The 11,231-nt window shown below is 70.3% G+C and carries 10 protein-coding genes; 8 read left to right on the top strand and 2 right to left on the bottom strand.

Annotated features, from left to right (window positions below; genetic code table 11):
* The first annotated feature begins 17 nt into the window (after positions 1-17).
* From ACWF7A_RS13400 to ACWF7A_RS13380, 5 genes are read left to right on the top strand one after another with little or no spacing between them, the layout of a single operon-like run.
* Positions 18-263, top strand: a complete 246-nt coding sequence (locus ACWF7A_RS13400; RefSeq protein ID WP_452250713.1) for a hypothetical protein — start codon at positions 18-20, stop codon at positions 261-263.
* Positions 260-1,510 carry a glycosyltransferase 87 family protein gene (locus tag ACWF7A_RS13395; protein WP_452250712.1) on the top strand — a complete coding sequence of 417 codons (1,251 nt, stop codon included), beginning with the start codon at positions 260-262 and terminating at the stop codon, positions 1,508-1,510. Before ACWF7A_RS13400 ends, ACWF7A_RS13395 begins: the two co-directional genes overlap by 4 nt.
* On the top strand, positions 1,507-2,907 hold the full coding sequence (locus ACWF7A_RS13390) for an oligosaccharide flippase family protein (protein ID WP_452250711.1): 1,401 nt from the start codon (positions 1,507-1,509) through the stop codon (positions 2,905-2,907). Before ACWF7A_RS13395 ends, ACWF7A_RS13390 begins: the two co-directional genes overlap by 4 nt.
* On the top strand, positions 2,904-3,971 hold the full coding sequence (locus tag ACWF7A_RS13385) for a glycosyltransferase (RefSeq protein ID WP_452250710.1): 1,068 nt from the start codon (positions 2,904-2,906) through the stop codon (positions 3,969-3,971). The genes ACWF7A_RS13390 and ACWF7A_RS13385 overlap by 4 nt, the downstream gene beginning before the upstream one ends.
* Positions 3,968-5,065 (top strand): glycosyltransferase family 4 protein, encoded by a 1,098-nt coding sequence (locus ACWF7A_RS13380; protein ID WP_452250709.1) that lies wholly within the window; start codon positions 3,968-3,970, stop codon positions 5,063-5,065. Before ACWF7A_RS13385 ends, ACWF7A_RS13380 begins: the two co-directional genes overlap by 4 nt.
* Here ACWF7A_RS13380 and ACWF7A_RS13375 read toward each other — a convergent pair.
* Complete coding sequence (locus tag ACWF7A_RS13375) at positions 5,046-6,281, bottom strand: putative glycoside hydrolase family 15 protein (protein ID WP_452250708.1); 1,236 nt, start codon at positions 6,279-6,281, stop codon at positions 5,046-5,048. The genes ACWF7A_RS13380 and ACWF7A_RS13375 overlap by 20 nt on opposite strands.
* Complete coding sequence (locus ACWF7A_RS13370) at positions 6,263-7,705, bottom strand: sugar transferase (protein ID WP_452250707.1); 1,443 nt, start codon at positions 7,703-7,705, stop codon at positions 6,263-6,265. Before ACWF7A_RS13370 ends, ACWF7A_RS13375 begins: the two co-directional genes overlap by 19 nt.
* A 240-nt stretch (positions 7,706-7,945) precedes the next feature.
* Here ACWF7A_RS13370 and ACWF7A_RS13365 point away from each other — a divergent pair, with 240 nt between their 5' ends.
* The 3 genes from ACWF7A_RS13365 to ACWF7A_RS13355 are packed head-to-tail and all read left to right on the top strand — an operon-like array spanning position 7,946 to position 11,036.
* The gene (locus ACWF7A_RS13365; protein ID WP_452250706.1) at positions 7,946-8,770 is read left to right on the top strand and encodes a glycosyltransferase; all 825 of its coding nucleotides are present in this window, start codon (positions 7,946-7,948) and stop codon (positions 8,768-8,770) included.
* Positions 8,770-10,104 (top strand): NAD(P)/FAD-dependent oxidoreductase, encoded by a 1,335-nt coding sequence (locus ACWF7A_RS13360; RefSeq protein ID WP_452250705.1) that lies wholly within the window; start codon positions 8,770-8,772, stop codon positions 10,102-10,104. Before ACWF7A_RS13365 ends, ACWF7A_RS13360 begins: the two co-directional genes overlap by 1 nt.
* Positions 10,080-11,036 carry a lysyl oxidase family protein gene (locus ACWF7A_RS13355; RefSeq protein ID WP_452250704.1) on the top strand — a complete coding sequence of 319 codons (957 nt, stop codon included), beginning with the start codon at positions 10,080-10,082 and terminating at the stop codon, positions 11,034-11,036. The genes ACWF7A_RS13360 and ACWF7A_RS13355 overlap by 25 nt, the downstream gene beginning before the upstream one ends.
* Positions 11,037-11,231: the final 195 nt, after the last annotated feature.

Below are 11,231 nucleotides of genomic sequence, written 5' to 3'. Positions count from 1 at the left end.
CGCCTGAGACACTTGAGGTGGGGGCCGAATCCCCCCAGGGGGCCGGTGAGTCCGGATCGATTCCGAACGCCGCCGCCCCGACCGCACCCGTCTCCGGCTCCGGCTCCGGCTCCGGCCTGACGATCTCCCGCGTCACCGCCCTGGTGCGCCAGATCGACCTCCCGATCGCCCTCACCGCGGTCGGCCTCGCCGCGCTGGCAGCCCTGGCCACCGTCACCGCGGTAGCCGCCACCTCGATCGTCCTGGCGGTGGTCCCCGAATGATCACCACGACCAACCGGGCGGGACTGGCGAAGACCGTCGGCGTGGCCCTGGTGGCCGCCGCCGGCGCCCTGAGCGCGGTTCGTGCGCTCAAGCCGTCGTGGGAGGTGCCACTCCCCACCGAGGCGAACCTCCCCGAAGAACGCATGCAGGACTTCCGGGACGCGCTGTACTTCCCCATCCGGGAGTTCCTCAACGGCGGCAACCCGTACGACCCGGCGGTGATGTTCGAGCACTGGCCCGTGCGGCAGAACTTCAACCTCTACCAGCCCTACCACCTCGTGCTGCACCTGCCGTTCGCGCTGCCCGAGTACCGGGTGGGTGCAGTGGCGTTCGCGCTGGCCTGTCTCACCCTGCTCGTCGGGCTTGCGGTCATGGCCGCGGGCCGGGCGCGGTTGCCACTGGTAGCGGGCACGGTCGTCATCAGCACGCTGCTGGTCACGAGCCAGGTCGGCAAGGCCCAGATGTACGTCGGGCAGGTCAACCCGCTGATCGCGGTCGGTGCGGCCGGGGCACTGCTGTTGCGCACCCAGAGTCCCGGGTGGGCGTCCGCGGCGCTCGCGCTGGCCTGGTTGAAGCCGCAGTTCGGGCTTCCGCTGGCCTTGCTGCTGTTCGTGCGCGGTGATCGGAAGGTCGCACTCCTGGGCACGGTGCTAGCGGCGCTGGCCAGTCTGCCGGTGGCAATGCTCCTCGTCGTCAGAGGGGGCGGGGTCGGCGAGTTTCTCGACGTCATCTCGCGGAACCTCGAGTGGGCCAGCAGCACCGGGTACGGCGCGGTCGACTCCCTGACGGCGCAACGGGTCGACCTGCCCGCGGTGTTCTTCCGGACCACCGGGTGGTTGCCGCCCGCCGCGGAACTGCTGGCGTTGTGCGGGGTTCTCGCTACCACCGCGCTGCTGGCCCGCAAACTCGACCGGACCGCGAACGGGGGCGAGGCGGCGGATCTGTTGACCTGTCTCGGCATCGTGGTCGCGCTCGTGCACCAGCCGGGCGACGTGCTGATCGCGGTTCCGGCGATGGTGGCACTGGCCGTCGTGTGCTGGCGACGGCGCAAGGACAGTCACTGGCGGTGGGCCGGCGTGGCCACGTTGCTGCTCGTGGTTCCGTTCGCGCACTTGTACTTCGTGGACACGGTCATCAGGAACACGCTGGGAGCGCGCGCTAGCGTCACGCTGGACGGCATCGCGGTCGTGGCCGCGTGGGTCACGCTCGTGGTGTTCGCGGTGCGGCACGTGCGGCGCACCGCATGACAGACGTGGCGGTGCGGGGGTCGCTCTGGCTCTTCGCGGTCAACCTGGTGAGCAAGAGCAGCCAGATCGTGGTGACCCTCGCGCTCGCCCTGTTCCTCACGGAGGCCGACCTCGGCGCGGTGGCGCTGGTGGTGTCTGTCGTCAACATCGGGCAGGTCGTCCAGGCGATGGGCGTCTACGACATCGTCAGCCGCACCGCCCTGGACCCGAGGAGAACCGCGGGAACCGTGCTCACGATGAGCGTCGCGACCGGGGTCGTGCTGGCGGTGGCGATCGTCGCGGCCGCGGGTCCGATCGCCACCGCGCTCGGGGCTCCGGACGCGGCGAGCATGCTGCGGCTCGCGGCGCTCACCCTGCCGTTCACGGCGGCGGGCGGGGTGCAGATGGCGTTGATGCACCGCGACCTCGACTTCCGCCGCCGCATGCTCCCCGACGCGGGCGGCATGCTCATCGGCGCGGCGGTCACCGTCACGCTGGCAGCGCGGGGAACCGGTCCGGAGGCGCTCGTCCTCGGCCTGCTCTGCACCGCGGTCGCGCAACCCGTCCTCGCCGCCGTCGCCGGAGCGCGAATCCGGCCCGGCTGGGACCGTGAAGCGGCAACGGAAGCGGCGAAGTGGCTCGCCGTGGTGGGGCCCGGCGCGTTGATCGCCGTGCTGCTGATCAACGTCGACTACCTCGCCCTCGGGCACGTCCTCGGACCCGAGGCGGTGGGCGGGTACAGCCTCGCGTTCCGCATCGCCTGGGTGCCGTACATCATGATCGCGGTCGTGCTGGGCGGGGTGGTGTTCCCGATCTGCGCCGAGCTGGTCCGCAATGGACAGAGCACTCAGCTGCCGAACACCCTGCAGAGGTTCACGACCGCGACCCTCGTGATCACCGGCGGCCTCTACACGACGGTCGCGCTGTCCGCTCACGGCATCGTGGTGCTCGGCGAGCAGTGGGCCGACGCCGCCGAGCTCCTGGTCCTGTTGTGCGGCTACGGCCTCGGCCTCGGCCTGCTGCACGTCTGGTACCAGGTGATCAGGGCCGCCGGACACGCCCGCCAGTACCTCGCCCTCGAGACGATCCACCTCGTCGCCCTACTGTCCGCCCTGGTGTTCACCACCGAACGCGGCCCGGCGGCGGTCGCCGTCACGCAGCTCACCGTGGTGTGGCTCCTGGTCCCGGTGACGTGGCTGGTCCTCCGCCGCAACGGTCTCGCGTTCCCCCTGCCGCTCACAGCGATCGGCGGTGTCGCGGCAGCGGCAGCCGTCTGCCTGGCCCTCGCCACCGTCCTGCCCGACAGCACCGGCGTGGCAGGCCTGGTCACCACCGGCCTGCTGCTCCTCGCCGTCTACGGCGCGATCGCCCTGCCCCTCAACCGCACCGTCCTCATCGGACTGAAGGAGCGCGCGTGAAGATCGTCCACGTGACGCAGCCGGTCGAGGCGGGGGTCGCCGTCGTGGTCCTCGCCCTGGCCAAGGCCCAGCAGGAGCGAGGCTGGGACGTCGGCATCGCCTGCCCGCCCACCGGCTGGCTGCCGGACGAGGCGACCAGAGCAGGCATCCCGCTGCACCCGTGGCACGCCACCCGCACGCCAGGCCCGAACACCGCCCGAGAACTCCGCTCACTCCACAAGATCCTCAAGACACACCGCCCGGACGTCGTCCACCTGCACAGCTCCAAGGCAGGTCTGGCGAGGCTCGTCCTGCGCGGCCGCACGCCGACGATCTTCCAGCCCCACCTGTGGTCGTTCCGCGTCGCCACGGGCCTGCTCAGCAAAGCCTCCAGGCTCTGGGAGGCCAAGGCGTCCCGCTGGACGACCCTGCTGCTGTGCGTCAGCGACGACGAGCTCAAAGCCGGCCGCCGTGCAGAAGTAACCGCACGAGCCGTGGTCGTCTGCAACGGCGTCGACACCGAACGCCTGAGCCCGAAGCCGAAGTCGCACGACACCCCCACGGCGTTGTGCGTCGGCAGGCTCGCCCACCAGAAGGGCCAGGACCTGCTGCTCGAAGCCTGGCCGGACGTGCTCGCGAAGGTCCCGGACGCCGAGCTCCTGATCGTCGGCGACGGCCCGATGGCCGAACGACTCCAGGCCGCGGAGCACCCGAACACCCGCTGGCACGGCCACAGCGACTCGGTCGCCGGCTTCTACGCCGAAGCCGACGTCGTGGTCCTGCCGTCGCGCGCCGAAGGCATGGCACTGGTGCCGCTGGAGGCCATGGCCTGCGGACGCTCCGTCGTCGCGTTCGACGTCGAGGGCGTCGGGCAGAGCCTCGGCGACGCGGGCGAGGTGGTCCCCGCCGGCGACACGCAAGCCCTGGCGCAAGCGATTGCGCAGCGCCTCTCAGACCCGGAGCTCGCGGCCACCGAAGGAAAACGGGGCCGGCACAGGGCCGAGACCCTCTTCGACCGCGACCGCATGACCGACCAGATCCTGACGCTCACCGCGAAGCTGGTCACCGAGGAAGGACGACGATGACACGGATCGCCTACCTGCTCACCCAGGACAGCGGTGGCCCGGTGGACGTGACGGTGCGCCTGGCCGCCGCGCTGGCCGAGTCGGGCGACGCGGAGGTGCGCGTGTTCGGCCCGCGACCGAGGCGCGGCGCCGAGCTCATCGACCCGTTCTTCGAGGAGACGCTGGTGATGCGCAAGGGGGACGTGGCCGCCGCACGGCAGGCACGGGCCTCGATCAAGGCGTGGCGCCCGGACGTCGTGCACGCCCAGGACCGCCGCTCCGGACTGGTCAGCGCGGGCCTCGCGACCACGGGCACCAAGATCGTGCACACCTACCACGGCGTGCCCGACGACGTGGCCGAGCCGTGGTTCCGCAACGTCCGCGGCGCCACCCCTCCCCCGGCCTACACGAGGGCAGTGCTGGCCGCCGACGCCGCCGTCGCGCGCGTGGTGCACCGGACCGTCGTGCCCGCCAGGGAGATGGGCCGGTTCCTGCGCGAACGGCTCTACGTGCCCCCGCACCGCATGACCCACATCGACAACTGCGTCGAGGTCGGCTCCGCGAACCCGCCCGCCAGGCCGGTCCGCAAGCTCATCTTCGTGGGGCTCCTGGTGGAGCGCAAAGGCTTGCTGAACCTGCTGGACGCGCTGGAGACCACGATGCCGGAGGACGCCACGCTGACGGTCGTCGGCGACGGTCCTCAACGGCTCCAGGCGGAGGGCAGGGTCACGCGCAGGGGCCTCACGAACAGGGTCGAGTTCCTGGGTTTCCGCAGCGACGTCCCCGACCTGTTGCTGGACCACGACGCGCTGGTGCTCCCGTCCACGATGGAACAGCAGCCGCTGGTCGTCGCGGAGGCCATGGCGGCGGGCAAGCCCGTCGTCGCCACGGACACCGGCGGTGTCGCGGACATGCTGGGCGTTCCCGGGGACGACTGCCCGAAGCCCGGCGACGTCCCCGCACTCGCGGCACGGCTCGAAGCGCTGTTCGCCGACCCCGACCCCGCGAGCACCGGCGACCGGCTCGCCACGAGGGCACGGGAGCGGTTCACCCCGGAGGTCTGCGCCCGCAGGCACCTCGACCTCTACCGCAAGCTCACCGCCGCGGACCGTTGACGAGCACCACCGCGTCGGCTGCGGGCAGGTCGAGCTTGGTCGGCACCGGTTCGCCCTTGAGCGTCACGAGGCCCGGCGGAGGCGTCAGCAGCACGGACGTCTTCGTCGGGTTCACGGCCACCCAGCCGCCGGTGTAGCGGCGGTTCCACACGCCGCTGGGCAGGCGGTTGGCGGTCTCGACGGCCTCGCCGAGCCGCGCGTCCTGGTACAGCGACCAGTACGGGTTCTTGTAGTCGGGCTGAGCCCTCGTCCAGCACGTGTGGGGGCTCGCGAGGAGCGCGGCCGAGGCGTACCCGACGCGTTCCTCCTTGTCGGTCTTCGTGTGCGTGATCAGCAGCAGCCACGACTCGCCGAGCGCGGCCTGGGCGCGCTGCTCCTTGAACTGGTTGCCCTGGAACGTGATCAGCTCGCCGGTGCCGTCGTCGCCCTGCAGGCCGAAGTTCTCCTCCATCGCGCCCGCGTACCGGGAGTGCGCCGACCAGCGGCCGGGGGTGAGCTGCGACTCGGAGACGTTGGGGATCAGCATCTTCCCGGCCTTCTCCAGGGCGTCACCGGTGAGCTGGAGCATGCCGTCGAGGCCGTCGCGCAGCAGCCGGTCCGTGCCGGCGGCGTCGGCGGTCCCCGCGATCACGCCGGACGAGTAGTACCGCAGCGAGCTGAAGTCGTTGTCCGCCAGCACGCCGTCCCAGCCCTCGCGCAGCACCTCGCTGACGACCGCGTCCGCCCACGCCTTCTGGTAGGCCGGGTCCCACACCGTCATCTGCCAGTGCTTCGGGTAGCCGTCCCACTCGATGCGCTGGCCGAGCGTGCTGGTCGCGAACCACGCCGGCTGCTTCTGCTCCGCCGCGACGTACCCGACGCCGGTGGGCAGGTAGCGGGCGTCCCGATCGCCCTCCACCGCGCCGTTGTAGTTGCGGGTGCTGGAGAAGTCCTTGTACACGAGGACTTTGACCTTGGGGTTCAGCTCGTGGAGCTTGCGCATGGCCGCCGTCTCCCACGCGTTGAGCACGACGACGTCGTAGTGCTTCGCGGCGGCCCGGATCTCCCACGACGAGGGCGAGTCGCCGATGCCGTACCACCACGCGCAGGGCGCGAGCGCCTTCGGGATCGGCCCGTTGAGGATCGGGTCCGACTCGGCGGCGCTGACCGCACATGCACTCGAAAGAAGTACGAAGGCGACAGCGACGAATCGACTTATCAGCGATTTCTCCGACAACACAACTCACCCGCTGTCATCAGTAGAATCCTCAGGTCGAGCCACAACGACCAATTCGCGATGTAGTAGTTGTCGTATCGAGACCTGTCGGCGATGGAAGTGTCACCTCGCAGACCGTGCACCTGGGCAAGTCCAGTGAGTCCGGTCGGGACGCGATGGCGCGCCCAATATAGCTCGTGAATAGCGGAAAACTCGCGAACGAAACCGGGACGCTCCGGGCGTGGCCCGACGACGCACATGTCGCCGCGCAGCACGTTCCACAGCTGGGGCAGCTCGTCGAGCGAGGTGCGGCGCAGGAACCGGCCGACCGGGCCGACCCGCGAGTCACCGACGACGGACCACTTGACCTGCGAGTCGTCCTCGCCGGACTGCCGGACGCTGCGGATCTTGTAGAGGGTGAACGTGCGGTCGTCCATGCCGACGCGGACCTGCCGGAAGAACAGCGGCCGGCCGCTCTCGACCAGTACGGCGAGGGCGCACAGCCCGATCACCGGCGAGAGCACGACCAGGGCGAACGCCGCCAGCAGCAGGTCGGCCGCGCGCTTGATCCACCAGGTCGGCCTGCTGGTCGGGGCGGTGCCGAGGCGCATCAGCGGGTAGCTGCGCAGCCGTTCGATGCCGGGGCCGTCGGGGTGCAGCTCGTACATGCGGGGCACGACGAGGGTCGAGCAGCCGAGGCGGTGGGCGGTGATCGCCGCGTCCACCAGCGGTGAGTCGCGGGTGTGCGAGAACGCGAGCACGACGGTGCCCGCCTTGAGCCGCACGATCGCGTCGGCGAGGTCGCCGTCGACGACGTCGAGCATCGGCGGCTCCCGGTCCGGGTCGGGGCCCGAGTCGGCGAACGCGACGGGCCGCAGGCCGAACTGGGGGTGCTCGAGCATCGTCCGCGCGAGGTTCACGCCGACCTCGCCCGCGCCGACGATGATCGTGCGGTCGCAGCGGTCGAACCGGCGGCGGCACCAGCGGCCGAACGCGAACACGCCCCACCGCACCGGCTCGATGACCAGCGCGAACTCGATCATCGCCCACTGCACGGCGGAGAGGTCGGCGGTGTCGGCGCCGCTGACCAGGCCGATGCCGGACAGCAGGGCGAAGGCCAGCGCGGTGCTCGCCGCGGACCGGGGCAGGTCCTGCAGCCACGACAGCCAGAGCCGTCGCCGGTAGAGCCGCCAGGCTCCCCTGATCGTGAGCACCGCGGCGAGGACCGCGCTGCTCCAGCCCCAGCCGAGACCGTGCCGCGCGCACACCACGACGAGCGCCGCGGTGTCGGCGACAGCGAGCAGGACCGCGACCGCGTTCACCCGGCTGAGCAGGTCCCGGCCCACCGAGGACGGCTTGAGCGGGCGTTGCGACGGGCGTCTGCGGTCAGCCTCGCGCGCGGGCAGTGGGGCAGCGGGAACGGCAACCGCCGAGAATCGCCTCATTGGAAGATCATCCGATCGAAGGAGTTTTGGCCACAGGAGCGCACGAAAGAGTGAATGAACTCTGAGAAATCATCTCTTCGGGTATCAATATTCCCTCTTCAGTGTCCCGCGTGACCGCAGTTGGTGAGGTTTCGACGTTGTTCCTGCCCTGAACTCACCCAGGGCCGCACTCAAAGCTTTAGCACGCCGTGTCAATAATTCACGCCACCAACCACGAGTCTTCGAAGAGGGGGCGCCAGAGTGAGAGTCGACGAACACGGCATCCGGCATTCGGCCGGTGAACCGGTCGCGATCGTGCAGAAGCCGATCCGCACGTGCGGCGATGTGCACGTCGTCCTGCCCGCCTACAACGAGGCCGTGGCGCTGCCGTCCCTGCTGGCGCGCATCGCCCGCACCGACCTCGCCGACCGGATCACGGTCTGGGTGGTCGACGACGGCTCGTCCGACGGCACCGGCGCCAGCACGACCGGCGTGCGCGGGCTCGACGTCCGCCTCGTCACCCACCCGGTCAACCTCGGACTCGGCCAGGCCGTCCAATCAGGACTGATGGCCGCGCTCGACGAGGCCGAGCCCGACGACGTGCTGATCGTCATGGACGCCGACGACACGCACGACCCCGGTGTCTTCCCGGCGATGCTGGCCGAGGTCAAGGCCGGCGCGGACGTCGTGATCTGCTCCCGTTTCGTCGCGGGCGGCGACGACTCGACCGCGCCGCAGTGGCGCCGGCTGCTCTCGCGCGGGGCCCGCGTCGTGTTCGGCAAGGTGCTGCACTTCGACGGGGTCCGCGACTTCACGAGCGGTTTCCGCGCGTACCGGGTGAGCCTGCTGCGCCGGGCCTCCGCGCACTGGGGCGAGCGCCTGGTCGAGGAACGCGGGTTCGCCTGCATGGTCGAGCTCCTGCTCAAGCTGCGGCACTGCGGGCCGATCGTCAGCGAGATCCCGCTGCACCTGCGCTACGACCGCAAGCCCGGCGCCAGCAAGCTCCGGCTCGGCCGCACGCTCAAGCAGTACCTGCTCCTGCTCACGCGTGACCGCCTCGCGCCCGTGCCGTTCCGGAAGCTCTGATGCCCCAGCGCGTCGTCGTCATCGGCGGGGGCATCTGCGGCCTCGCCACCGCGCACCGCCTCGCCCGCGAGGGCATGGCCGTGACGCTGCTCGAGGCGAGCGACCAGCTCGGCGGCCTCGGCACGTTCTTCACCTCGCAGGGCCGCACGGTGGAACGCTTCTACCACTGCGTGATGCCGACCGACGACGCGTTGCTGGCGTTGCTCGACGAGATCGGCCTGCGCGAGAGCGTCGACTGGAACCCCACCTCGATGGGCATGGTCGTCGAGGGTGAGCACCGCTCGTTCAACTCGGCGCTCGACCTGCTGCGGTTCCGGCCGCTGAGCCTCGTGAACCGGATCCGCTTCGGCGTGGTCTCGTTGCTGCTGCGCCGGTTGGGCAAGGGCAAGGACCTCGACGGCATGCGCACCGAGGACTGGTTGCGCGGCCTGTACGGCGACAAGATCTGGGAGATGCTGCTCGCCCCGATGTTCGGCGCCAAGTTCGGTGCCGCGTTCGGCGACGTGCCCGCGCTGTACGTGTGGCAGCGCCTGGGCCGCGAGAGCAACGAGGCCGTGCGCGGCTACCCCGCCGGTGGCTACAAGAGCGTGATCGACGCGCTGAAGGCGTCCATCGAGGCGCACGGCGGCGAGGTCCGCGTCTCGGCTCCGGCCGCGCGGCTCGAAGCCGACGAGGACCGGGTGGTCGTCACCCTGGCGGACGGCGAGACGATCGAGGCGGACCACGCGGTCTCCACTCTCCCGCTGCCGGCGTTGCGGACCATCGCGGACACCGCCCTCGCGCCGCTGCTGCCCGACGTCCAGCTGCCGTACCAGGGCGTCGTCAACACCTTGTTCTTCCTGCGCAAGCCGTTGTCCGGGCACTACTGGGCGCCGGTGCTGCGCTCGGGCACGGACTTCGACGGTGTGATCGAGATGACCCCGCTGACGGGCTCGGAGCGCTACGGCGACCGCCACCTGGTGTACGTCATGCACTACACCGGCCGCGACTCCGCGCTGTACCGCGAGGACTCCGACAGCATCGCCCGCCGCTGGACCGAGCAGCTGCTGAGCATCCACAAAGGACTCACGCCGGACGACGTCGACGAGGTGCGCGTGTTCAAGGCGCCGTTCGTCGAACCGGTGTACCCGCTGGGCTACCTCACGAAGCGGCCCGCCGTCGAGGTCGCCGGCACCCGGCTGCTGCTCGCCACCACGGCCCACGTCTACCCGAACGTCACCAGCTGGAACTCGAGCGTCGAGCTCTCCGACTCGGTGACGGCCTCCCTCCTGCGCGACGCCAGGAGCTTCTCGAACCAGGAGAACACCGCATGCTCAGCAGAATCGGCGCGGTGATCGCAGCACTCACGATCACCGCGGTCAACCTCGTCTCCTCGCAGCACGTCCAGGCCGATCCCGCGCCGCTGCTGCCGGACCTCCGCCAGGCGCCCGTCGGCTGCCCCGGTGGGTACAACGGCTCCCCGCTCCTGTGCCGCGCCTGGGACGTGTGCCTCGTCGAGGACGCGTCGGCGCCGCGCGGCAAGTGCATGAACCGCGGTGGGTCCGCCCAGGCCGTGCGCCTGCGGTTCACCACGTCGATCGACAACGTGGGCGACGGCCCGTTGCTGCTGCACGCGCACCGCGACAGCACCTCCACCCCGACGATGAACGTCCGCCAGGCCGTTCAGTCCGGTGTGGACGGATCGCTCGCCGGGTCGTACAACGAGGCCCGCCGCGAGACGAGGTCGAGCGCGTACTACGAGCCCGCGCCCACGCACACGCACTGGCACCTGCTCAACTTCGAGTACTTCCAGCTGCGCAACCCCGACGGCAGCGTGGTCGTGACGGACCGCAAGAACGGTTTCTGCCTCGGCGACCGCTACGAGGTCTCCGACGACCTGCCGAACAGGCCGACGGATCCCACGACCCCGGCGGGCCGGCTCGCGAAGCGCCTGGACGGCCACATGTGCGAGCACCACAACCCGTCCGCATTGGACGTCGTGTTCGGCATCTCGGTGGGCTCGGGTGACGACTACAAGTACGAGGTCGACTTCCAGTGGCTCGACCTCACCCACGTCAAGTCCGGTGTGTACGACGTCGTGAACGTCGTGAACTCCGACCGGGCGTTGCTGGAGAAGAACTACGACAACAACGCGGCGTCGATCGCGATCTCCGTGCAGTGGCCCGGCGGTGCGGTGAACCCGCCCGCCACGATCACCGAGGCCCCCTCGGTGCGCATGATCCGCAGCTGTCCCGGCAAAGCGCGTTGCGCGAAGTCCGGCGGCTGAGGAGTTTCAATACAAGCCCCAAACGGGGGTGTCCGCACCGCGGGCGCCCCCGTTTTCTTTTGTACCGGGACAAACGGTCACGATACGGGCGCATTACCACGGAGCCCGCTAATGACACAAACCTTACTCTGCGATACCAATAGCCGCCCCGCATAGCACACCCGTGCAGTCGAACGCAATTGCGCAAGACGACGG

The organism is Lentzea sp. NPDC055074, assembly GCF_053608005.1.
Note: the sequence above shows the minus strand (reverse complement) of the source record. Positions and strands in the feature narration are given on the sequence as shown.

Bases quoted from the DNA above. Each gene is read 5' to 3' on its own strand.
- ACWF7A_RS13390 (WP_452250711.1), top strand. From the start codon at position 1,507: ATGACAGACGTGGCGGTGCGGGGGTCGCTCTGGCTCTTCGCGGTCAAC.
- ACWF7A_RS13380 (WP_452250709.1), top strand. From the start codon at position 3,968: ATGACACGGATCGCCTACCTGCTCACCCAGGACAGCGGTGGCCCGGTG.
- ACWF7A_RS13370 (WP_452250707.1), bottom strand. From the start codon at position 7,705: ATGAGGCGATTCTCGGCGGTTGCCGTTCCCGCTGCCCCACTGCCCGCG.
- ACWF7A_RS13355 (WP_452250704.1), top strand. From the start codon at position 10,080: ATGCTCAGCAGAATCGGCGCGGTGATCGCAGCACTCACGATCACCGCG.
- ACWF7A_RS13360 (WP_452250705.1), top strand. From the start codon at position 8,770: ATGCCCCAGCGCGTCGTCGTCATCGGCGGGGGCATCTGCGGCCTCGCC.
- ACWF7A_RS13395 (WP_452250712.1), top strand. From the start codon at position 260: ATGATCACCACGACCAACCGGGCGGGACTGGCGAAGACCGTCGGCGTG.